This is a genomic window from Bordetella petrii, assembly GCF_000067205.1.
In the GTDB taxonomy this organism is placed as follows: Bacteria; Pseudomonadota; Gammaproteobacteria; order Burkholderiales; family Burkholderiaceae_B; genus Bordetella_A; species Bordetella_A petrii.
Genome location: NC_010170.1, coordinates 4,350,630 through 4,371,740 on the forward strand (window position 1 = coordinate 4,350,630; position 21,111 = coordinate 4,371,740).

Annotated in this window: 21 protein-coding genes and 1 pseudogene; 6 read left to right on the forward strand and 16 right to left on the reverse strand. The window is 65.1% G+C overall.

All coding sequences use genetic code 11. The annotated features are described in order from the left end of the window. Nucleotides 1-15 precede the first annotated feature (15 nt). From tssF to tssA, 7 genes are all read right to left on the reverse strand, one after another. Entirely contained in the window at nt 16-1,920 is a 1,905-nt protein-coding gene (gene tssF / locus BPET_RS20885) for a type VI secretion system baseplate subunit TssF (RefSeq protein ID WP_012251001.1), read from the reverse strand. Then, nucleotides 1,920-2,480 (reverse strand): type VI secretion system baseplate subunit TssE, encoded by a 561-nt coding sequence (tssE, locus tag BPET_RS20890; RefSeq protein WP_012251002.1) that lies wholly within the window; start codon nt 2,478-2,480, stop codon nt 1,920-1,922. The genes tssF and tssE overlap by 1 nt, the downstream gene beginning before the upstream one ends. Beyond that, on the reverse strand, nt 2,480-3,295 hold the full coding sequence (locus BPET_RS20895; protein WP_012251003.1) for a type VI secretion system accessory protein TagJ: 816 nt from the start codon (nt 3,293-3,295) through the stop codon (nt 2,480-2,482). The genes tssE and BPET_RS20895 overlap by 1 nt, the downstream gene beginning before the upstream one ends. A 108-nt stretch (nt 3,296-3,403) precedes the next feature. Continuing rightward, complete coding sequence (locus BPET_RS20900) at nt 3,404-3,889, reverse strand: Hcp family type VI secretion system effector (RefSeq protein WP_012251004.1); 486 nt, start codon at nt 3,887-3,889, stop codon at nt 3,404-3,406. Between the two features lie 54 nt (nt 3,890-3,943). After that, nucleotides 3,944-5,446 carry a type VI secretion system contractile sheath large subunit gene (tssC, locus tag BPET_RS20905; protein WP_012251005.1) on the reverse strand — a complete coding sequence of 501 codons (1,503 nt, stop codon included), beginning with the start codon at nt 5,444-5,446 and terminating at the stop codon, nt 3,944-3,946. Between the two features lie 18 nt (nt 5,447-5,464). Further along, nucleotides 5,465-6,019: a type VI secretion system contractile sheath small subunit gene (tssB, locus tag BPET_RS20910; RefSeq protein ID WP_012251006.1), complete on the reverse strand. Its 555-nt coding sequence runs from the start codon at nt 6,017-6,019 to the stop codon at nt 5,465-5,467. A 44-nt stretch (nt 6,020-6,063) separates the two neighbouring features. Next, the gene (gene tssA, locus BPET_RS20915; RefSeq protein ID WP_012251007.1) at nt 6,064-7,110 is read right to left on the reverse strand and encodes a type VI secretion system protein TssA; all 1,047 of its coding nucleotides are present in this window, start codon (nt 7,108-7,110) and stop codon (nt 6,064-6,066) included. A gap of 344 nt (nt 7,111-7,454) precedes the next feature. Between tssA and BPET_RS20920 the strand changes: the two genes are divergently transcribed. Both BPET_RS20920 and BPET_RS20925 read left to right on the forward strand, forming a co-directional pair. After that, nucleotides 7,455-8,441, forward strand: coding sequence for an Lnb N-terminal periplasmic domain-containing protein (locus tag BPET_RS20920; protein ID WP_012251008.1), 987 nt, complete (start codon nt 7,455-7,457; stop codon nt 8,439-8,441). 115 nt (nt 8,442-8,556) lie between these two features. Beyond that, nucleotides 8,557-8,889: a four-helix bundle copper-binding protein gene (locus tag BPET_RS20925; RefSeq protein ID WP_041863124.1), complete on the forward strand. Its 333-nt coding sequence runs from the start codon at nt 8,557-8,559 to the stop codon at nt 8,887-8,889. Between the two features lie 152 nt (nt 8,890-9,041). Here the strand turns inward: BPET_RS20925 and BPET_RS25560 are convergent, their stop codons facing one another. Continuing rightward, nucleotides 9,042-9,581 (reverse strand): BON domain-containing protein, encoded by a 540-nt coding sequence (locus tag BPET_RS25560; protein WP_012251010.1) that lies wholly within the window; start codon nt 9,579-9,581, stop codon nt 9,042-9,044. A 132-nt stretch (nt 9,582-9,713) separates the two neighbouring features. Between BPET_RS25560 and BPET_RS20935 the strand changes: the two genes are divergently transcribed. The 3 genes from BPET_RS20935 (at nt 9,714) to BPET_RS20945 (ending at nt 11,135) form a co-directional block, all read left to right on the forward strand. Then, nucleotides 9,714-9,902 carry a DUF3008 family protein gene (locus BPET_RS20935; RefSeq protein WP_012251011.1) on the forward strand — a complete coding sequence of 63 codons (189 nt, stop codon included), beginning with the start codon at nt 9,714-9,716 and terminating at the stop codon, nt 9,900-9,902. An 87-nt stretch (nt 9,903-9,989) separates the two neighbouring features. Then, the gene (locus BPET_RS20940) at nt 9,990-10,391 is read left to right on the forward strand and encodes a RidA family protein (protein WP_012251012.1); all 402 of its coding nucleotides are present in this window, start codon (nt 9,990-9,992) and stop codon (nt 10,389-10,391) included. A gap of 87 nt (nt 10,392-10,478) precedes the next feature. Then, entirely contained in the window at nt 10,479-11,135 is a 657-nt protein-coding gene (locus tag BPET_RS20945; protein ID WP_012251013.1) for a DNA-3-methyladenine glycosylase family protein, read from the forward strand. Between the two features lie 62 nt (nt 11,136-11,197). On the opposite strand, the gene BPET_RS20950 is transcribed toward BPET_RS20945, so the two are convergent. Both BPET_RS20950 and BPET_RS20955 read right to left on the reverse strand, forming a co-directional pair. Then, nucleotides 11,198-13,549 (reverse strand): xanthine dehydrogenase family protein molybdopterin-binding subunit, encoded by a 2,352-nt coding sequence (locus tag BPET_RS20950; RefSeq protein ID WP_012251014.1) that lies wholly within the window; start codon nt 13,547-13,549, stop codon nt 11,198-11,200. Then, nucleotides 13,546-14,013: a (2Fe-2S)-binding protein gene (locus BPET_RS20955; protein WP_012251015.1), complete on the reverse strand. Its 468-nt coding sequence runs from the start codon at nt 14,011-14,013 to the stop codon at nt 13,546-13,548. The genes BPET_RS20950 and BPET_RS20955 overlap by 4 nt, the downstream gene beginning before the upstream one ends. Nucleotides 14,014-14,131: 118 nt before the next feature. Here BPET_RS20955 and BPET_RS26150 point away from each other — a divergent pair. Continuing rightward, nucleotides 14,132-14,227 (forward strand): annotated as a pseudogene (locus tag BPET_RS26150) (LysR family transcriptional regulator); the annotation flags it as partial. Here BPET_RS26150 and BPET_RS20960 read toward each other — a convergent pair. The 6 genes from BPET_RS20960 to BPET_RS20985 all read right to left on the reverse strand — a co-directional run bounded on the left by BPET_RS20960 (nt 14,226) and on the right by BPET_RS20985 (nt 21,098). Beyond that, a complete protein-coding gene (locus BPET_RS20960) occupies nt 14,226-15,443 on the reverse strand; it encodes a beta-ketoacyl-[acyl-carrier-protein] synthase family protein (protein WP_012251016.1) in 1,218 nt (405 codons plus the stop codon). The pseudogene BPET_RS26150 and the gene BPET_RS20960 overlap by 2 nt on opposite strands. Beyond that, nucleotides 15,440-15,838, reverse strand: coding sequence for an acyl carrier protein (locus BPET_RS20965; protein ID WP_012251017.1), 399 nt, complete (start codon nt 15,836-15,838; stop codon nt 15,440-15,442). The genes BPET_RS20960 and BPET_RS20965 overlap by 4 nt, the downstream gene beginning before the upstream one ends. Before the next feature lie 18 nt (nt 15,839-15,856). Continuing rightward, nucleotides 15,857-16,933, reverse strand: coding sequence for a fimbrial protein (locus BPET_RS20970; protein WP_158310094.1), 1,077 nt, complete (start codon nt 16,931-16,933; stop codon nt 15,857-15,859). Between the two features lie 62 nt (nt 16,934-16,995). Continuing rightward, on the reverse strand, nt 16,996-19,455 hold the full coding sequence (locus BPET_RS20975) for a fimbria/pilus outer membrane usher protein (protein WP_012251019.1): 2,460 nt from the start codon (nt 19,453-19,455) through the stop codon (nt 16,996-16,998). Between the two features lie 47 nt (nt 19,456-19,502). Next, nucleotides 19,503-20,228 (reverse strand): fimbrial biogenesis chaperone, encoded by a 726-nt coding sequence (locus tag BPET_RS20980; RefSeq protein WP_012251020.1) that lies wholly within the window; start codon nt 20,226-20,228, stop codon nt 19,503-19,505. Nucleotides 20,229-20,564: 336 nt separating this feature from the next. After that, entirely contained in the window at nt 20,565-21,098 is a 534-nt protein-coding gene (locus BPET_RS20985) for a fimbrial protein (protein ID WP_012251021.1), read from the reverse strand. Nucleotides 21,099-21,111 lie beyond the last annotated feature (13 nt).

Consider the following 21,111-nt stretch of genomic DNA (forward strand, 5'->3'; position numbering starts at 1 on the left):
ATGGGCCAGTTGGCCCTAAACCGCGGGGCGCGCGCCCATGCGGGGTTTCCAGCGGGCGATTTCGCCGCGCTGCAAGGTAGACAGCACCAGTTCCGACATCATGTTCAGTGACACATGGCGCGCAAAAAACTGTTCGAGCACCGCGCCGAACAGGTACGGACTGATGCCCGAAAACGCCGTTTCATCGACCTGCAGGCCAATGCGCACTCCGCGCCCGTACACAATAGGGCCGGGCACCGGCAGGCGGTGGTGCATGGGTTCGGCCTGCACATGCCGTACACCCCCGATATGCTTGCGCACCACCGGATCGGCCAGGTTGCCGTATACATGCAGCATCTCGCGCAGCGTCTGTGCGCCCTGCTCGGCATCCAGGTCGATCAGGCTCAGGTAGTTCAGGCCCAGGTGGCTGATCAGGTGCCAGGTGGCGGCATTCTCGGCCAGCGCCGTATGCGGCCGTGTCGGGCCGTGCAGCACCTTCACCGCGCCCACTGGCGCCGACACCCGCAACGTGAAGTCGGTCTCGGTGCCCAGCGGCAGCAGCATCGCCAGATCGCGGTTGGTGCACAGCGTCTCCAGCGTCAAGTGGCGCAGCTGGCCCGAGAACGGCGCTTCATGGCGATCCACCAGCGAGACGAAGACCTCGCTGCCCGTATAGCCGGTGCGGGTGCCGTTGCGCTGGGCGTGGTCCGACAATAGCCGCGGCTCGCGGCGCAGCGAATAATAGGCGCCGTAATCGTCGGGATCGCTGCCCAGCGTGCCGTAGAACGAGCGGAACTCCTGCTCGGGGCGTTCGGCCGAGGCATGGCCCACCACCCGCGTCACGCCGAACACCTCATAATCCAGCGGCCGTGTGCGGTCGACCACCAGATGATATTCATTGGTGCGCGGCGTCACCGCGATACGGTCGGCGCGCTTCGGAAACAAATTGATCACCGGCGCGCAGTGCAGCGCCAGGTGCTCGGCCGCAATCGCCCCTTCCAGTTCCGGCGCGGCGGTCGAGAACAGCATCGTCAAATCGAACGAGCGCGTCTCACGGCGCTCGCCGCCGGCCAGCGCCGGCGTGCGCAGCCCGCGCTTCAGGTCGTTCAGGCTGAAGAATAAATAGCGGCGCGGAAAAGCAAAATATTCCTGCAACAGGCGGTAGCCCTGGAAGACGCGCGAGTCGGCCGGCAACAGGGCCTGCTCGTCGTCGAACCCTTCATGGCGCACGCTGGTGGGCGCAAGCTTGTTGATCCAAGTCACCGGTCGCGCGCTGTCGTGGCCCAGCACCGCAACCGTATGCCCCATGATGATCTCCAGCAGGCGCTGCATCTGCAGGTCCTGCCCTGCCAGATGGAAGACCAGCTGGTCGAGATCCATGTCTTCCAGCCGCACGCCGCCGCACACCTCGATGCGCATGCGCAGCGCGCTCAGCACCCGGCCGTTACGGCCGCCCAGGCCCAGCCGGGTCAACGGCAGGTCGGGCGGAGGTCCGGTGAACTCGGCCTCGGCCACGCGCAAAGGCCACAGCCGCACCGCATGCCCGGTCATGAACTCGCAGGACGTCTGTTCGCCGCGCGGCACCCTGCCGCGCAACAGCGTGCCGCGCGGCAGGTCGAAACCGCGCGCCAGCGTGCCCTCATTCATGCTGGGCGAAAACTGCACCACCGCCATGGCCGGCGTGGGCGCAAGATAATTGGGGTACACCACTTCCAGCAGGCGTTGCGAGAAGCGGGGAAATTCCGCATCCATCTTCAGGTGGATGCGCGCAGTCAGGAAACTGAACCCTTCCAGCAGGCGCTCGACGTAGGGGTCGGCCACCTCGGTGCCGTGCATGCCCAACCGGCCCGCCACCTTGGGGTACATCTGGGCGAACTCCGCGCCCATCTCGCGCATGTACACCAGCTCGCGGTTGTAGTAGTCGAGCAGGCGCGCGTCCATCAGGAAACTCCCCCGAGATCGCGCAGGTCCATGTGGCCGCTTTCCAGATCGATGTCGGTGCGGAACAGGAATTCCATGGGGTGCGGCACGCACCACAGCATTCCCTTGATTTCCAGGCTCAGCACATTGTGATGCTCCAGCGTGCCGGTGTCGGTCACGCAGCGCACTTCCACCGACGAATCCAGGATGCGCGGTTCGAACGAAGCGATGGCATTGCGGATCGAGTCTTCCACATCGACCCAGTCGATCTCCGACATGCGCTTGCCCGCCATCGCCCGCACGCCGAAGTTCAGAGTGGAATCGGGCACGCATCGGTATGGCGACAAATCGTCGGTCGTCTGCAGATTCACCGTGTTGAGCAGCCACCGCAGGTCGCGCAGCACCGCCAAGCGCAGCTCGGCATGGGTGAGCATGGCCGATTCGCGGGTTTCCTGGCGCTTGGACGGATCGTTGTCCATCAGGCGATCCAGCAACGACGGCTGCAAGCGGTCGCGCGCCACGCGTTCGTTGCGCGGCAACTGATCCCACGGACGCAGGCTGGCCGTATCGGATTGCGCCATCAGCTCATCTCCAGCCCGCGCACATCGAGCAGGGCGTACTCGCCCTGGTCGGTTACCCACATTTTCTGGCCGACGCCCGCGTACATGTCGCCATACAGCGCCTGCCAGTCGGTCATGCGGCCCAGCTTGATTCCGTCGGCCAGATCGGCCAGTGCCTGGCCGGCCGGCGCGGGATAGCGGGCCGGCACCAGCCCATGCTGGGTCCGCCCATCGTCCAGCGTGATTTCCGCCTGCGCCCACACGACGTCGCACAAGCCTTCCGGCGCCAGCAGGCGCACGCTGCGCAAGGCGCTGAACGGCAGCCACCCGTAGCGGCCGCCGGAAATGAATTCGAACACCGGCCCCAGCCGGTTATCGCCGTCGCTGATCCATTCAAAATCCGCCGGCGCCGCGCCATCGGCCCCTTCCAGCCGCCCGGCCCGCGCCTGCGCGGCCTCATAGGCGCGGCTGCGCAACTCGGCAGCCTGCGCCGGATCGCCGGCATCGAAACTCAGCGCCCGCGCCAGATCGTCGAACCACTCTGGCGGCGCGCCGAAGCTCACGGGCTGCGCATGCCCGGCCAGCACGCTTTCGCGATGCCGCTCGGCCGCGATGGCCTGCTCGTACAGCATGGCCATGGGCTGGGCCTGGGCATTCAGCTGCGCGCATAGCTTCAATTGTTCGGACGCACGGTTCCAGTCGCCCTGCACGGCCATCAACTGGAACAACTGCGCACGCAGGTCAGCATCCGCCGGCTGGCGGCGTATCTGCCCCTGGATCGTTTCCAGGTGCTGGGACAAGCTGCTCTCGCGCAGCGCAACTGCGGGTTTGGTCATGACAAGGCACCGCGGAAAGAAACGAAAAGCCGGCGTGCGGCCCCTGGCGCCCGTAACAACAGCCCCTGGGAACCGCGCGCCGCCCTGAGAGAAGACCAGCGAACCGGCTTAGCCCACTTCCTTGTTCTGCTTGATATCCCAGGCGACCAGGCTTTCCGCGCCCTTGCCGCCCTGCTCCGTTTGCTCCCAGTATTGCTGTTTGACCTTGGCGGCCTGGAAGGCGTAGTTCACCACCACGGATTCCGAGTTCATCTCGCCCGACAGCTGCACCGACGACACGAGCACGTCTTCCAACGTGATCTTCGTGTATTCGACTTGCTGGCCGCCTGCCTTGCACACCGACAGTTCGACCCTGCCCAGGTGCTTGCCGCTGGCGCAATGCTTCATGACGGCAGGAGCCGCCTTGTCAATGCGGGCAACGACGTGCAGGTCATTGAAGCTGGCCTTGCCGGCGCCCAGGCCGCCGCCGCTGGCCATGTTGCCGGGTTGGGTGGCTCCCCACGAGAACGAAACGATATCGCTCCAGTTTTTGTGGTTGGAATCTTTCGACTCGCCATTGGCTCCGTCGATCTTCATGAACATGTCAACAGCCACTTCCTTCTCCCTAAGTTGCGGTCACGGCACGACGTGCCCTGAAAAAAATGTCCATCAACCGTCGTTCTTCTTGAGCGACGGAAGCTTGGACACAAGGCGCAGCGACACCGTCAGCCCTTCGAGCTGGTAGTGCGGCCGCAAGAAAAACTTGGCGGAGTAATAGCCGGGGTTGTCCTCGATTTCCTGCACCTGGACTTCGGCTGCGGCCAGCGGCTTGCGGGCCTTGGTTTCCTGCGACGAATTAACCGGATCGCCATCCACGTAATTCATGATCCAGTCGTTCAACCAGCGCTCCATGTCGTCGCGCTCGCGGAACGAGCCGATCTTGTCGCGCACAATGCACTTCAGGTAGTGCGCGAAACGGCAGCACGCGAACAGGTACGGCAGGCGCGCCGACAGCTTGGCATTGGCCGACGCATCGGCGTCGTAGTATTCATGCGGTTTCTGCAGCGACTGCGCGCCAATGAACGCCGCAAAGTCGGAATTCTTGCGGTGCACCAGCGGCATGAAGCCGTTCTTGGCCAGCTCGGCCTCGCGGCGGTCGCTGATGGCGATCTCGGTGGGGCACTTCATGTCCACGCCGCCGTCGTCGGTGGGGAACGTATGGCACGGCAGGTTTTCCACCGCCCCGCCCGATTCCACGCCGCGGATCGACGTGCACCAGCCGTACAGCTTGAACGAACGGTTGATGTTGGCTGCCATCGCATAGGCCGAGTTGGCCCAGGCGTAGCGGTCGTGGTTGGCGCCGTCGGTGTCTTCCTCGAAATCGAACTCGTCAACCGGATTGGTGCGCGCGCCGTAGGGCAGGCGCGCCAGGAAGCGCGGCATCGCCAGTCCGATGTAGCGCGAGTCTTCCGACTCACGCAGGCTGCGCCAGGCGGCGTATTCGGTGTTGGTGAAGATCTTGGTCAGGTCGCGCGGATTGGCCAGCTCTTGCCATGAGTCCATCTGCATCACGTTGGGCGAAGCGCCCGCGATGAACGGGCAGTGCGCGGCCGCGGAAATGCGCGCCATTTCGCTCAGCAGCTCCACGTCGGGCGGGCTGTGGTCGAAGTGGTAGTCGCCCACCAGGCAGCCGATAGGCTCGCCGCCGAACTGGCCGTACTCTTCTTCGTACACGCGCTTGAAAATGGGGCTCTGGTCCCAGCCCACGCCCTTGTGGCGCTTGAGCGTGCGGCCCAGCTCTTTCTTCGAGATGCACATCACACGAATCTTCAGCAGCTCGTCGGTCTCGGTATTGGTCACCAGATAGTGCAGCCCGCGCCAGGCGCCTTCCAGCTGCTGGAAGTCGGCGTGGTGCAGCACCAGGTTGATCTGGTCCGACAGCTTGCGGTCGATCTCGGCGATGATCGCCTGAATGGTCCGGTAGGCGTCGGCCGACACGGCCACGCCGCTGTTCTCCAGAGCCTGGTGCGCCAGCGTGCGCACGGCGTGTTCCACCGCCTCGCGCGCCTGTTCGGTCTTGGGCTTGAATTCTTTCTTCAGCAGGGCGGACAGGCCGTCCGCTTCCAGTGTTTCGGCGGTGCGGGCATCCGCGCGTTTAGCCACAGCAGTCATCGCGATCTCCGTTATGGTTTACTTCGCGGCCGGATCGGCTTCGGGCTCGTCCGCCTTGGGCGCGGCGGCGTCCGGGTTGGGCGCGGCCGCCAGCGCATTCATCAGCGCCGGGTTCTTCAGCACCTTGCCGATCAGTTCCTCGGCGCCGGTCTTGCCGTCCATGTAGGTCAGCAAGTTGGCCAGCTGCGTGCGGGCATCCAGCAGTTCGTTCAGCGCGCCGACCTTGCGCGCCACCGTGGCGGGCGAAAAGTCGTCGATGCTTTCGAAGGTGATGTCGACGTTCAGGTTGCCTTCGCCGGTCAGCGTGTTGGGCACCTGGAACGCGGCCCGCGGCTGGATCGATTTCATGCGCTCGTCGAAGTTGTCGATGTCGATGTCCAGGAACTTGCGCTCGGCCACATCAGGCTGCGGCTCGACCGATTTGCCCGCCAGGTCGGCCAGCACGCCCATGACGAACGGCAGCTGGATCTTGCGTTCCGCGCCGTAGATTTCCACGTCGTATTCGATTTGCACGCGCGGGGCACGGTTGCGCGCAATGAACTTTTGTCCGCTTCCCTTCAGTGTCGTTGCCATGTGTGCTTCTCCTGTCCTGAAATTGGTGCGAATGTCCAGGCGTCTCAAGCGCCAGGGCCGCCGTTGGGATCCCTGGGCAGCCAGGCCTCGAACTGCTCGAGGCCCTGCGGCGCCAGATTCTTCATGATGTCGTGAAAGCTCATTGCAATCAGTTGCTGCGCCCGGCGAATCAGATACGGCGCCGGATGGCTGGGCTCGTTCACCTCGAAATACGCGCACACCTTGGCCAGCATGGCCGCCGCCTCTTCGCGCGACTGGATCTGCGCGTCTTGCCAGCGCACCGCGGGGGCCGGCGCATTGGGCGCCGGCGCGGCCGCCGCGGAGACCGAAGGTGCTATGTCCCCGACTTTTTCTTCGCTCGATGCAACAGGGCCGCCATCAACCAGAACCTGCGCCACCACGTCCAGCGTACGCAAGATGCCCGCATAATCCGGCACCCATTCCTGGCCCAGCTTGTCAGCCACCTGGCCCTGAATGCGGCGCAAGGCCTGCATCGCAGTTAGCAAGCCCGCCAGATCGGCGTCCTGCTGCAGCGATGCCTGGCGCAAATGTTCAACCAAACGCGCGCGTCCGCCCGGATAGAAATCGGGATCGGAACGGCTGCCGTCCAGTACGGATTCAGCATCGCGTAATGACAGTTGCCCGTGCACGCCATTGACCAGGCGGCTCGATCGGGCGCTGCGCGCGCAGCCGGCCAGGTCACCCAAAGACGCCAGCGCGTTGATGCGCGGCATGGGATCGTTTTCGCCCACGCTGTCCAGGCGAGGATGCACCGCCTCCCAATAGCGTTCGAGGGTATCGGCCACCAGCGTCAGCCCATCGGCATAACCCGGCAAGCCGCGGACTTCGGTCCAGGCCTGGGTCAGATAACCCATGATGCGCACGTCGCGCGTGCGTTCCAGCAGACCGCGCGACAGCTTTTCGACTTCGCGCCAATCGGGAGGTTGAGCCGGGATGATGGTCGACCCGAACTGCTGTTCGCTGCGTTCCACTGCCGCCTGCTGCAATTGCAGGAACTCGGCGTCATATTCCAGGTCTTCTCCACAAGGCAGACGAGGATCCAGCGCGGTCAGGATATCGGCAAATTCCATGGTGATCGGTCATATCCGGGATAACCCGGAGCCTAAAACAGCCTATCTTCGCGTAACTGCCGCAGAAACCCGAATTCTAGGCAGAGCTTGTATTAATTCCGGTGACGCCTAACAGCTACTGTTTTTTCTTACGTTTCATTAACAAATACGAAAGAAAATGCACAATTAGTGCACTAGTAAAATGAAAATTTGAAACAATATCGACCTGCGGCGCCGCCCCTTGGCCCGGGTCGAAGGGCGCCTAGCCGTGCCGCCCCAAGCCCTTCGTCTCTTATATATAAAGTCTGTAGACCTGACGGTTACGCTATTGCTAGCATGCGCCTGACTATCTCTCGGGAGCGCACGTGGCAGGCCAAGCGAGCTTCATCCTCGTCGTCGTCGCGGTGGCCATCTGGGGCGCGTTGGCCCTGTGGGTACAGCGTCCAGTACGCGTCCCCTTTACTTGTGCTCTGATCATCATTTGGGTACTGGTTGCCTTGGCCGCATGCGTGCTGGTGGGCGCGGGAGTCTGGGCGGGCGCGGCGTTGTTCGCACTGCCGGCGGCCGCGCTGGCCGCGTGGTGGCTGTCGTTGAAGCCCTCGCAACAGCGCGACTGGGAACCCAGTGTGGCGCGCCTGTTGCACGGCGAAATATCGGGCGACACCGCCACGCTGTACAACGTACGCAACTTCCATTGGCGCGGCCCGCAAGACTTCGACGAATGCTGGGAAACACGACGCTACAGCCTCGCGGCGATCCGTTCCATCGACCTCGCGCTGTCGTACTGGTCGCATACCGCCATCGCCCATACGCTGGTTTCATTCGGCTTCGCCGACGGCGATTACCTGGTGTTCTCGGTGGAAATACGCCGCAAGAACAACGACCGCTTTTCAGAGCTCGGCGGCTTCTTCCGCCAATACGAACTAAGTATCGTGGCGGCGGACGAACGCGACATCCTGCAAGTGCGCACGAATGTCCGCCACGAAGACGGCTACCTGTACCGCGTGCAGATGTCGCCCGCCGACATGAGGGCCCTGTTTGTCGAATATCTCAACCAGGCCAACCGCCTGACCAGCCAGCCGCGCTTCTACAACACACTGACCGCCAACTGCACCACCCTGGTCTACCGCATGGTCAACCGCATCGTGACTGGCCTGCCGCTCGACTATCGCCTGCTGGCTTCGGGCTACCTGCCCGAGTACCTGTACAAGCTGGGCGCGCTGCGCGGAGCGGACAGCCTTCAGGAATACCGGCAGCGCGGCCGCTACACCGAACGCGCCCGCGACGCGGCTTCTTCCTTGCCCTACTCGCAGCGCATCCGCGTCGGTGTGCCCGGCATGGGCGACAACTAATCAAAGGCCGGCGAACACACGCGGCCCCTATCAGACTCGCCTCGCTTCCCGCTGTGCGACGGCATGCGTTTTGCTGAGTGCTCCTGCGCCCAATATCAATCGACAGGAGCCTGCCATGTCCCCTCGTTCTGCCCAGCTGCAGATCTGCATCGACGAATGCCTGAATTGCTACCAGTCCTGCCTGGGCATGGCCATGAGCCATTGCCTGGAACACGGCGGCCCGCACGTCGACCCGGCCCACTTCCGCCTGATGATGGCCTGCTCGGAAAGCTGCCGTACGGCCGCGCACTTCATGTTGATCGGCGTGCCGCATCACCAGCACATCTGCGCCGATTGCGCATCCCTATGCCGGCAGTGCGCCGACAGCTGCGACGCGCTGGACGGCATGGACGATTGTGCGGCTACCTGCCGGCGATGCGCCGACGCGTGCGAGCGCATAGCGGGATGAAATCCTCTGCCGCCGTCAGATGTTTTCGCGCGCCGCGTGCGCCCCTGCTGGCAATGAGACCCTGGAATCCGCTCCGGGAGTTCAGGCAGGCTTGACGGTCATCAGGTAGAAAATCGCCTGGCCCGGCGCCACTAGCCTTCCAAGCCGGCGCTTCACCGCACCGCCGGTCCCACGCGGATCTGGTTCTCGACCTGGCTGACGCCACGCGTGTCGCCGGCCGCGTCTTCCACGGCGTGCTTGATCCAGCGCGAGGGCACGTTGCCGCTCAACACGACCTTGCCCGCGGTTACCTCCACCGACACGTCGCTGACATCCAGGCCGCTTCGGCTCAGGCGTTCGCACAGGTCGTCGTGGATGTACTCATCCGAGCGCACGTAGCCTTTTGGATATACCGGCGTGCGCGGCTGGCTCTGATACGGAAAGGTCAGCCCCGAGCGCCCTGGGTAATCGCCCTGGCCCACGCCCTGGCCTTGCCATTGGGGGTCGTTCTTCCAGCTGTCAGGCCGCGAATAGGTTTCGCGCGTTTCACGGCGGGCCTGCTCGCCGGCCACCGGGTCGTCATAGCGACGCCCGTACGGGTCGCGTTCCTGGTTGTAGGTTTGGCCGCCGCCCGGGTAGCCCGAGTTGGAGCTGCGGTCATGGTTGCGCCGCTCGGGCGACGTGCCGGGTTGGTCATTCAGGCGATAGCGCATGATGGGACCTCATGGTCGTGGCAATGAATACCTGGCCTTCGCAAGCGACGTGCCCGCCGTCGTCGCGCGATGCCGCAGGCATGCTGCTTGCGTGTTCGGGCAGCCTACTCACTCGACGCACGGAGGCTACCCATGCCCGCGAAATCCCAAGCCCAGCAAAAGGCGGCCGGGGCCGCCCTGGCCGCAAAGCGCGGCGAACAGAAAAAAAGCAGCCTGAAGGGCGCTTCGAAATCCATGTACGAATCCATGGATAAAAAGGAACTCGAGAAAATGGCGTCCACCTCGCGGCACGGCAAGCCGCAGCACAAGCACAACTCGTAGTGCCAGCCGGCCGGGCCGGCTGGGCGCGGCCCGGCGTCCTGTGCTAGGGTTGGCGGCACCCTGACCCATTCTCGACGAGGTGCCGCCATGTCGCGCATTTCCCGCCTTTCCTCCACCACGCCCCTGCCCCTGTCGCGCGCGGTCATGGCCAACGGCTTCCTGTTCGCCTCGGGCCAGATCCCCGTCGATGCATCGGGACAGATTGTGCGCGGCGATATCGTCACGCAGACCGAAGCCGTACTCGACCGCATCGCCGAGACGCTGGCCAAGGCCGGGTGCCGCCTGTCAGACGTAGTGCGCGCCACGGTGTGGCTGTCCGACCTGGCGCTCTTCAATGACTTCAATAAAGTCTACGCCGCGCGTTTCGGCCACTCGCTGCCCGCGCGATCCACCGTGCAGGCGCGGCTGGTCCAGGACGTGGACGTCGAAATCGAAGTCCAGGCGCTGCTGCCCGAACGCCGCCCGCCCGGCCCGGTTTCCGAAGCCTGAGACGCCGCCGCCTTCCGGACGCCAGGCACCTGGATCGAGAAGGGGCCGCGCGGTAAAGTACCCGGCACCGTCCACTCCAGGCCTGCCATGCCCGCTGCCGCCCCACCCCGTCTGACCACCCAGGCCATGGTCGACCTGCACCTGCGCCGACTCGTGAAGCTCGACCCGCGCCTGCGCGCGGTGCGCGACGCCGCCGGCGCTGTCCCGCTGCGCGCGCGTCCGGGCGGCTTCGCGGGCCTGGCGCGCATTGTCTGCGGCCAGATGGTCTCGGTGGCCTCTGCCGACGCCATCTGGCGCCGGCTGGAAGCCCTGCCGCAGGCCACGACCCCCGGCGGCTTCCTGGCGCTGGGCGAACACGGTCTGCAGGGGGTGGGCCTTTCGCAGGGCAAGTTCCGCGCCCTGACCCAGCTCGCGCGCGCGCTGTCGGCCGGCGAGCTGGATCTGCCCGCCATCGAGGCGATGCCAGCCGACGCCGCCATCGCCGAACTCACCCGCCACAAAGGCATCGGCCCCTGGACCGCCGAGATCTATCTGATGTTCTGCGCGGGTCATCCCGACATCTTTCCCGCCGGCGACATCGCCTTGCAGAAGGCCGTTGGCGACGCCCTGACGCCGGGGCAATATCCCGACCGCAAACGCCTGATCGGCATCGCCGAAGCCTGGGCGCCCTATCGCGCCAGCGCCGCGTTGCTGTTCTGGCGCTTCTACCGCGCGACGCGCCAGCGCGACGGCGTGGGCTTGTAAGTCAGCGCGACGGCCTGCCCGCAACGGCCGCCAGCCGGCGGCCATTGCGCGCAACCGCATGCTCAGGTCTTGAGCTGGTCGCGTATGGGCAGGTTGCGGATACGCTTGCCAGTCGCGGCGAAGATGGCGTTGCACAGGGCCGGCGCAAACGGTGGAACCGCCGGTTCGCCCACGCCCCCCATCGGCGTGCCGTAGTCGTGCTCCACCAGATGCACCTTGATGTCGCGCGGCGCCTCCGGCATGCGCGCGACCTCGTACTGATGGAAATTCGTCTGGTTGGTGCGCCCCTTCGCAAACGAGATTTCGCTGCGCGTGGCCAGGCTCAGGCCCATGATGCACGCGCCCTCGGCCTGCGCGCGCACGCGGTCGGGCTGCACCTGCGGCCCACAATCCACCGCCACATGCACCTGCTCCACCGCCAGGCTGCCATCCGCGCCCACCGCCACCTCGACCACCGTGGCAATGTACGTCACGAAACTGTAGCTGACGGCCAGCCCCAGCCCGCGCCCCGGTTCGAGCTTGCGCCCCCAGCCGGCCTCGCGGGTCGCCACCTCGATCACGTGGCGCATGCGGCCGGTGTCCAGCGGATAGTCGACCGGCGACTCGCCGTAGTTCCAGCCATCGGACATATCGGCGGGCGATATCTTGCGCGGCGGGCCGATGAGTTCGAGCAGATAGTCGCGGTGGTCGCGCCCCAGCGCATGAGCCATCTCGGCCGCGAAGCTCTGCACCGCGAATACGTGCGGAATGTTGGATACGGAACGGAACCAGCCGATGCGCGTATGCGCGGGAACCGGCACCGACTCGACACGGAAGTTGGCGATGTCGAACGGAATGTTCACCGCCGACATGCCCAGTTCAAAGGGTTGCTGGCCTTGCGCATTGGCGACGAAGGTAGAGCCGATGGTCGGCGCCGCGGTGCGGTGCAGCCAGGCCACCGCCTTGCCCTGGGCATCGAAGCCCGCCTCCAGGCGCTCGACCGATACCGTATGGAAGTAGTCGTTGGTAATGTCGTCTTCACGCGCCCAGGTCACCTTCACTGGCCTGCCGTCCATCGCGCGCGACAGCAGCGCCGCCTCGACCACGAAGTCCGACTTCGACTTGCGCCCGAACGCCCCGCCCAGCAAAGTCTGGTGCACCGTCACCGCCGCGATGTCCATGCCCAAGTGCTTGGCCACATTCTCGCGCGTGCCGTAGGGGGACTGCACGCACGCCCAGACTTCGCACTTGCCTTCGGCAATGCGCGCCGTGGCCGCGGGCGGCTCCATTGACGCGTGGGCCAGGTGCGGCAGGTAGTATTCGGCTTCAATGCGCCGGGCCGCCCCCTGCAGCGCCTGCATGGCATCGCCATCGTTGCGCACCGCCTTGGCCGGCTTGCGCGCGCCTTCGCTCAAGGTCTTGCGAAAAGCCTCGGAATCGTAGCTGGCATTGGGACCGTCGTCCCATTCGATCTCGAGCGCCTGGCGGCCCTTCAATGCCGCCCAGGTATCTTTGGCGATGACGGCCACTCCGCCCAGTGGCGCGAATACCGGAGGGGTGGGCCCGGCCGGAAGCTCCACCACCTTCACCACGCCCGGCACCTTCATGGCGGCATCGGCGTTGTAGCGCTTGACCTTGCCGCCCAGCACCGCGGGCCGCGCAACAACAGCGTACAGCATGTCATCCAGCCGCGTATCGATACCGAAATGGGTCTTGCCCGAAACGATGGCCTGGATATCGGCGCTGCGCGTGCTTTGCTTGCCGATGTAACGGAACTGGCCAGGCTGCTTCAGGCGCAACGCCTCGGCGCCGGGCACCGGCAGCGCGGCCGCGGCCTCGGCCAGTTCGCCGTAGCCCAGCTTGCGCCCGGTTTTTTCGTGAACAACCTCATGATTGCGCGCGGCAACCTCCGCCACCGGCACGCCCCATTGCTTGGCGGCGGCGGCTTCCAGCATGGCGCGGGCAGCCGCGCCCACGCGGCGCATCGGCTGGAAAAAATGCCTCGTGCTGCGCGAGCCGTCGGTATCCTGGTTGCCGTAGCGTGGCTCGTCGCCCGGGGCCTGGATGACGCGAACCCGGTCCCAGTCGGCCTCGAGCTCATCGGCCACCACCATGGGCAGCCCCGTGCGCACCCCGGTGCCCATTTCGGCGCGATGCGCGATGATGGTCACGATGCCATCGGCGCCGATGGACACGAACACCTGTGGATCGTCAACGGTGCCATGCGGCATGCCGTCGGCGCCGTATTTTTTCTCGGCCTTGTCGCCTTCGGCGGCGCGCACGATGCCGCTGGCGCCTACGGTCAACACCAGGCCGGTCAATGCCCCGGCGGTCTTCAGCCAGTCGCGCCGGCCCGGCGAGGCAGGCAGTTCACCGGCGACGCCGGGCGCGCCATTGACACCACTCTGCGGGAACATCCGATAGAACCCGTTCATTTGGCGGCTCCCTTGGCCGCGGCGGCCTGCTTGATGGCGGCGCGGATGCGCGGGTAGGTGCCGCAGCGGCAGATATTGCCGCTCATGGCCGCATCGATGTCCGCGTCGGTAGGCGCGGGATTGCTCTTGATCAGCGCCGTGGCGGACATGATCTGGCCCGACTGGCAGTAGCCGCATTGCGGCACGCCGATCTCGGTCCAGGCCTGCTGCACCGCGCGCCCCACGTCGTCCTCGCCCACGGCTTCGATCGTCGTGATCTGCTTGCCGGCCGCCGCCGAAATGGGTGTCACGCAAGACCGAATGGGCGCACCGTCCAGGTGCACCGTACAGGCGCCGCACATGGCCATGCCGCAACCGAACTTGGTTCCGGTCATGCCCAGGCGATCGCGAATGACCCAGAGCAGGGGCATGTCGTCGGGTGCGTCTACGTCTTGGGAATTGCCATTGATTGTCAAGCTGGCCATGGGAAGGCTCCTTGGGCGAGGGAAGACAAGGCGGGAAAAAGTCCATACTAATGCCTGTTCGCCTCGGAAGAAACCACGCAGTCGCCGCGCGGGCGCAGCGGCGCCAATGGAGCCAGCCATGGACCTACGCCAGCTCGAATACTTCGTCCACGTTGCCGAACTGGGCAGCTTCACCAAGGCAGCCGCCATTCTCGACGTAGCGCAGCCCGCGCTCAGGCCGCTTTACGAAAGGCCAGCACGGCGTTGTTGCCCCCCATGCCGAAGGAATTGCTGATGGCGACGCGCAAGTCGGGCACCTGGCGCGCGCCTTCAGCCACGTAATCCAGGTCGCATTGCGGGTCGCCGCTTGCGTAGAACAGGGTGGGCGGCACCACGCCCTGCTGCACGGCCATGGCGGTCACAACGGCCTCGATGGCTCCCGCCGCGCCGATCGTGTGCCCGACCGCGCCCTTGATGCTGCTGACCGGCAGGTGGCCGGCCCGCGCGCCAAACACCTGCTTGATCGCGGCGGTCTCGATGCGATCGCCTGCCAGGGTGCCTGTGGCGTGAGCGTTGATGTATCCGACATCTGCGGCCGTCAGTCCGCCGTCTAGCAGGCAGCGCGACATGGCCAGGGCCTGGCCACGGGGATCTGGGCGCACCGGATGGGTGCCGTCGTTGCTGACGCCGTAGCCGCAGATTTCGGCGATGACCGTCGCGTTGCGCGCCTGCGCGTGCTCGGCGGATTCCAGCACCAGCATCGCCGCGCCCTCGGCCAGAGCGAACCCCGTGCGTTTATGGCTGAATGGCCGGCAATACCCGGCCTGGCCAGGCCCCGGCTCGGCGCATAGCACATGCAGCTGCATCCATGCCGCCATCAACATGGGGGAGAACATGGATTCCGACCCGCCGGCGATCGCCACGTCGAGATAGCCATCGCGAATGCGCCGGTACGCCTCGCCAATGGCCACCGCTCCGGCCGAGCAGGCCGTTGCGTAGGTTTGTGCCTCGGCGGTGGACTGCAGCCCCTGTGCGATCTGCGCGGCAACCGCCTGCGGCATCACGGCCGGAACCACCAGCACGGCCCGCTTGGGCACCACGCCGTGATAAGCCTCCACGGCCTCGCACAGCGTAGAAACGCCGCCGATGCCGGTGCCGATGAACACGCCGCACTCAGCCTGCTGGCCCGCATCCAGCGCGGCGGCCTCCAGAGCCTGGTTCGCCGCGTAGTTGGCGATCAGGGTCACGCGGTCCAGCATGCGGGCCTGGCCGGGATGCAGGCCCGCAGCCACGTCTTGCTCGACATAACCCACGCTGCGCTCGATGCGCGCATCGGGATGCCTGCGTATACCGCAGGCGCCGGCGTTGAGCGCATCGAATGTCGACTGCGCCGAGCCGCCCACTGGCGAGGCCACGCCCACCGCCGTCACGACGACTTTGCGCCGCGTCATTCTGCCTGCTCCGCGTCGTTGTCCCGCTGTGCGGCGCCACGGGCAACACCTGAGGCGCCCGGCGCGGTCGTTGGCTCGCCAGCCCTGGGGCTGGCTGAACGGCGCTCGACCACCTCATGCATGTACACAATCAGCGCACTCAGGTTCTTGGGAAACACGCTGGTGAATTCCTGCGCCCCCACGTCGTGATGGGTAGGCAGCATCTCGTCGGTGGTCAGTCCGAACTCGGTCTCGATCTCCAGCAGTATTTCCAGAATGGCCAGTGAATCGAACTGTGTGATGACCGCGCTGAACTCCTGGTCTTCCAGCAGCGGCTCGCGCTCGCAGCGGCAAGTCGTGGCAATGATGGTGGCCAGCTTTTCGCGCAGTATCGGCGTATCGGGCAAGGTTTGCATGTCGTCCCGCCAGGGTGGTCAAGGATAGGTGAACTTCAGGATGGCGCTCGCGCTGACTCTTCCGGCCGTCACGGTGGCGTCTACCGGTAAATAGCTGCCTCCTACGCGGAACTGCCAGCGGCTAGACGGCAAACTTTCCACTGCGGCCCCCATCCCGTGCGTGACTGCGCCGAAGGTCGGGTTGCGAAACGTGCCTGCGGCCGGGTCGTACAGCCATAACTGCACCCCAACGCCTTTCGCGGCATTTGTGCCCGTTTCCAGGTTTCCCAGGGTGGCCGGATAACCGCTGACAGTATTGCTTGCCGTCACCGTGACAGTAGGGGAAACCTCGCTGGGCGAGCTGCAAGCCACGTCCAGGGTCGTAGAGGTAATGCCGCGCCCTTCGTCGCGCGTCAGCAAATGCACCGGCACGCTGGGCAGCCTGACAGCCAGTGCGGTCGGATTCTTAATGTCGCAAGTGGGCGGCGTGACGGAAATGGCGCTCGCCAGGAACACCCGATACGGCTGCTGCACGGTGACACCATTAGTGTTGCTGACCGACGCCTGGCCATAGATCTTGGAAGGAGCCAATTGCCCCGGGGAGATCGGTCCTCCCGTCGCCACGAATTCAATACGCGCTTTCAGGTTGTTGCCCAATGGCGAACCGTTGAAGGGAAATACCAGCACGCCGCGCTTGTAGGTGTTCGTGTTCGTCACGGGAGCCGCCACGTTTTCCGAATCGCTGACGTAGTAATAATAGACGCGATATCCGATGCCCTGCACGCCCGAGTCGTACAAATTGGTGTGGCCGGGAAGCAGCGCTGATCCGCCCCTGAATTCCTCGATCGCGCCGGCCGCGCAATCGTATAGCGGCGCGGCCTGCCCTTGCGCCCGCCCTTCGCCCAGGGTCGGCAGCATGACTTCCGACGCAAACAGTATCTCGCCAGCCACGGGATAGGCGGGCAAGGCGTAGGTCGTCCGCCCCGCCGGCACCGCAATCTGGAAAAGCGCGCCGTTGTAGCCGTCGTATTGATTGCCGCTGGGGCCGGCGCCGCCGGTATTGCGGCCGCACGCGGCCTGTGCCGCGCCCGCTGCGCACGCCAGGGCAAGCGCCAAGCCCATGCCCGCCCACCAATGGGCCCGCGGGCCGCGGCGGCGCGCCGCCTCCAATGCACGCTTCAATGGGTGCATATCAACTCCTTTGCCTGTCCGGCGGCATCCTGGTCGGCGGACACGTCTATCTCGAAACTGCACTGCTGATCGCCCTGCTCACCCCATTTCGCGGTGAAGCGCTGCATACCCTGCAGCCCTGTCAGCCAGGCGCGGCCAACCGGCCCGACTATGCCGCGCTGCCGGCCGTCGTCACCGTGGACAGCGGCGCCGAACGGCACCACCCGGCCCGAGCCGTCTTTCAGCACGGCAAGCACCGTGCGCCCGATCTCGGTATCGAACTTCGCCACCACGATCGCGCCGCGCGTCGGCACCACGGTCTGCACGTTCTGCTTGAGATGCGCACCGTCCAGGCCCTCCCCGGCGTCGAGCGAAATGCGGTTCTCGCGGTAAGGACTGGCATACGGAACCAGCGCCCGCCCGGCCGAGTTGGTGCGCACCCCTGGCAGCGCATCGATCGCCACGCCGGCCGCGCCGGGCGCCTCGACGATGACCGCCGTCTCACCCAGCGACTGCCCAAACAGCACGCCCTTGCTGTCCGCCAGAATGGACCCGCTGATGTCCAGGTAGGTGTTTGATGAATTGCGCGAATAGGCATGGCTGACGGTAGCCAGGCCCACCGGCGAGGAATACCCCAACGAGCCGTAGCCGGTGTTGCCGTTGTCCTGGCCCTCGCCGCGGGTGACGCCTGCTTGCAGGGCGTAGGTCAGCGAATAATCGTCGAGCATCGCGCCGCTGAGGCTCACACTGTGGTTCGTGCCCTGGTTGTCGGTGCGGTTCATGGCGTAGCTGGCCGTATGGCTGCCGCCCAGGGGTATGCTAAGCGTCAGCATCAGTGTGGATTCGCGGGCGTTCCAGGGGCTGCGGCTCAGGGCGTAGTTCAGCGAATAGCCCAGCCGGCCCAGCGAACTCGAATACCCCACTTGCGCGTAGCGCGCATTGCGAGGCGCATTGCGGTACGCAATGCCGTAATAGTTGAACGACAGCGAACCCATCCGGCCCAGCCGCTGTTGCATCGACAACTGGTACTCGTGCTCGCGGTCATAGCCAATGTAGTCGTACTGCTCGGCCCGGTCTCGCACCACGTCGTTCAGGCTGCGGTAGCCCGAGGAGTTATAGCGGTAACTGGCCAGGGTGAAATCGGTGCCGCTGCCAGGAAACGACTTGGCGTACTGTACGCTCACCGCAGACCCGGACATGCTGTTGCCCCGCACATCGCGGGACCGCGAACTGGTAATGTCGGCCGACACCGCCCCCAGGTGGCGCAGGTTGGCCGCCAGGCCGAACGCCCCGGCGTGGTACCCGTGCTGGGCCAAGGTCCAGCCGCCATACGCCGTCAGCCCCCAGGGCAGCCCGTAGGCCAGCGTCAGCTGCCCCATCAGGGGACGGCTGGTATCGTAATTGTGGCGATGCTCGCCCACCATGAAGTTATAGTTCCAGATGCCTTCCCGCATCATCGTGGGTAGCGCCGAGAACGGCTGGAAGTACCGCGTGGTGCGGCCGCCCATTTCATCGATCTCAACCTCCAGGTCGCCGCCGCCCGGCGTGGAGTACAAGTCATCGATGACAAACGGGCCGGCCGGCACGAAGGTCGTGTAAAGCACATACCCATTCTGGCGCACGGTCACTTTGGCATTGCTGGGCGCAATGCCGCGTATCACGGGCGCATAGCCGCGCTGGCTGTCCGGCAGCATACCGTCGTCCGAGCGCAGCTGTATGCCCCGGAAGCGCACCGAATCAAAAATCCTTCCTTCGGTCGCGCTGTCGCCCAGGCGCAGCCGCCCGCGCCAGGAGACGATGTCGCGCTCGGCGTACAGGTCGCTCCAGTCCCAGTCGGTGCTGTAGCCGTTTTCGTAGTAGCTGCCGTTGCCGCGTATGCGCCAGGCCCCCAGGTTCAGGCCGTTGCGAAAGCCCAGGTAAAGCGTGTCGTTGCTGTAGCTGCCCGGCCCGCCCGTGGAGCGCATATGGTTGTACGACATGCGGTAAGACGACCACAGGGCCGTCGTGCCGGAATCCCATCGTTCTACCGGCACGACGCCGCGCGCCTGACGGCCCAGGGCGGCTTGGGGAATCGACAGGCGCAGGATATTCGCATCCTGGTCGTAACTGGCCTTGGCCGAAGGAATGATCTCGAGCGCACGACCGCACTCGTTCTCGTCCATTTTCTGCAGCTCGGGAAATGCCTCGACCTTCACGCCCAACTCACGCAAGGCCGCCACCGAGTAACAGGGCTGCGCATCCTCTTTGCCAGGAACCACAATGAATTCGACGACGCGATTGCCGATGGCCCGTTCATTCAGTTGCAGCAGCACCGATTTCGATCCGGGCAGCACACGGCTGGAATAGGCAAATACCGACAGGTCTACGCCGCCCGCCTGTCCAGGCGCGCGATACAAAAAGCTTTCGTCGAACATCGCGGCATCGCCGCCCTGTTCCTGGGCGATGCTGAGGGCGCTACAGGCAGCCATCGCCACCGCCACCCCCGCGGACAAACCGATCGGGCAACGCATGGCAATCAACGCCCGGTCGCTTCAGGGCTGGCCACTGCTGCCGGCCAGGGTTCGATCACGCCATAGTCATTGACCACGTGCGGGATCACTTGGGCGCCAGCCGCGGCCGGGCATTTGCTCAGGGGTATGCGGGTAGGGGCCAGCGGCGCGGCCACCACGCCGCGGCCGAACTCGTTGGCTTCCCCAGGAAACTCGATGCGCGCGAAGTTCACCAGAAATGCGGAACTGTTCTCGGCCACCAGCTGGCAGGTAGTGCCTTCGCGCGCCACCGACCACTTCAGCAATTCGCGGTCGCGCGGCAATTTCTGAATGCCGGCGGGGCGATAGAACAGCTTGATGCGCGTATGCATCGCCAGCGACAGAACATTTTCTTCACGGTCTTTTTTCTGCGGAATTTCTAGCACGTTGATCCAGTAATAGGATTCGCGGTCTTCCGGCAACCCCTCGCCCACACGCGTAATGGTCAGGCGGCGTTCCACGTCGCCATCGAAGCGGCTCAAGGGCGGGGTAACGAAAAAGGGCGTGTCCATCTCTTCGGCCGAACCGTCTATCCAGGTCTGGACCACATAGGGCTCACTGGACAGGTTCTTGGCAAAGACCGACACGTGTTGTTGCTCGGCGTTCATGATGACGCGCGTGCTGGAAAGCTGGACGGCAGCCTGTGCAACACCGCCGGCCAGCATGCCCACGACTGTCGCGGCCAGGAACAACCGTTGAATTAGGGTTTTCATGTAACGAACTTCAAACTCGCGCGCCGGCCTGCCGCCAAGCTTGGCGGCAGACCGCGCTGACAAAAAGAACAACTATGGAAGGCGCGCAGCGTGCAGGCCGCCCGCCCGCGAGGCATGACCATGCCGCGCAAGCATCGACGGTTGCGAACAACGGGAAGTGCTCGGAAAGAAGCCCATCACGCGGTTCCCACAGCTGGGGCGCGTGGCGAAGTTGCAGGCCGCCGTTGGCAGGTCGGCCCCGTGCGCTTGCTCGCCGGGGACGGCAGCGCCTAAGCGGCTGCCGTCTTTCTACGTCAACCGGTCCGTGATGCGAACCGGCATGCGCAACCCGCCTGCTTACGGATAAGCAACCGCGAACACCGCACGAGCATTGGCCGGACCGGCAACGATCGTGGCCGACGTGGCTTCGTAGAAGGCCTTGAAGTTCAGCACGTTGGAGCCATCGACCAGGTTGTAGCTGACCGCGGGGCCGCCGACAACGATGTCGTTGCCATTCTGTTCGGCCAGGCCCACGGCCACACCTTGGGCGCCCGCGGCGTTTTCCAGGCTCAGCAGGCCGGTGCCAACCACACTGCCGGCGGCCGGCGTGAAGCTGAGCGAGGCGGTGTTGGACACCGTGGTGTCGCAACCGATCAGCGTGATCGAGAAGTCGGTCATGGGGCCACGGTCGCCGATAGCCGCGAAGTAGGAGCTCGGGATGCTGCCCATGTAGACGGTCATGTCGGCGCCTTGCTGGCCGCCGCCAATTGCACATGCCGAGGTGGTGATGTCACCGATGAACTTGATATTACCGGTGTCGGCGGCCGTTGCGGCGCCCGCCATGGCTGCCAGGCACGTGGAAACCAGGGTACTGAGAATTGCTTTTTTCATGATGCGGATAGAG

Coding starts and splice junctions, on each gene's coding strand:
- tssF (WP_012251001.1), bottom strand. CDS start 1,920: ATGGACGCGCGCCTGCTCGACTACTACAACCGCGAGCTGGTGTACATG.
- tssE (WP_012251002.1), bottom strand. CDS start 2,480: ATGGCGCAATCCGATACGGCCAGCCTGCGTCCGTGGGATCAGTTGCCG.
- BPET_RS20895 (WP_012251003.1), bottom strand. CDS start 3,295: ATGACCAAACCCGCAGTTGCGCTGCGCGAGAGCAGCTTGTCCCAGCAC.
- tssC (WP_012251005.1), bottom strand. CDS start 5,446: ATGACTGCTGTGGCTAAACGCGCGGATGCCCGCACCGCCGAAACACTG.
- tssB (WP_012251006.1), bottom strand. CDS start 6,019: ATGGCAACGACACTGAAGGGAAGCGGACAAAAGTTCATTGCGCGCAAC.
- tssA (WP_012251007.1), bottom strand. CDS start 7,110: ATGGAATTTGCCGATATCCTGACCGCGCTGGATCCTCGTCTGCCTTGT.
- BPET_RS20925 (WP_041863124.1), top strand. CDS start 8,557: ATGTCCCCTCGTTCTGCCCAGCTGCAGATCTGCATCGACGAATGCCTG.
- BPET_RS25560 (WP_012251010.1), bottom strand. CDS start 9,581: ATGCGCTATCGCCTGAATGACCAACCCGGCACGTCGCCCGAGCGGCGC.
- BPET_RS20935 (WP_012251011.1), top strand. CDS start 9,714: ATGCCCGCGAAATCCCAAGCCCAGCAAAAGGCGGCCGGGGCCGCCCTG.
- BPET_RS20940 (WP_012251012.1), top strand. CDS start 9,990: ATGTCGCGCATTTCCCGCCTTTCCTCCACCACGCCCCTGCCCCTGTCG.
- BPET_RS20945 (WP_012251013.1), top strand. CDS start 10,479: ATGCCCGCTGCCGCCCCACCCCGTCTGACCACCCAGGCCATGGTCGAC.
- BPET_RS20950 (WP_012251014.1), bottom strand. CDS start 13,549: ATGAACGGGTTCTATCGGATGTTCCCGCAGAGTGGTGTCAATGGCGCG.
- BPET_RS20955 (WP_012251015.1), bottom strand. CDS start 14,013: ATGGCCAGCTTGACAATCAATGGCAATTCCCAAGACGTAGACGCACCC.
- BPET_RS20960 (WP_012251016.1), bottom strand. CDS start 15,443: ATGACGCGGCGCAAAGTCGTCGTGACGGCGGTGGGCGTGGCCTCGCCA.
- BPET_RS20965 (WP_012251017.1), bottom strand. CDS start 15,838: ATGCAAACCTTGCCCGATACGCCGATACTGCGCGAAAAGCTGGCCACC.
- BPET_RS20975 (WP_012251019.1), bottom strand. CDS start 19,455: ATGGCTGCCTGTAGCGCCCTCAGCATCGCCCAGGAACAGGGCGGCGAT.
- BPET_RS20980 (WP_012251020.1), bottom strand. CDS start 20,228: ATGAAAACCCTAATTCAACGGTTGTTCCTGGCCGCGACAGTCGTGGGC.
- BPET_RS20985 (WP_012251021.1), bottom strand. CDS start 21,098: ATGAAAAAAGCAATTCTCAGTACCCTGGTTTCCACGTGCCTGGCAGCC.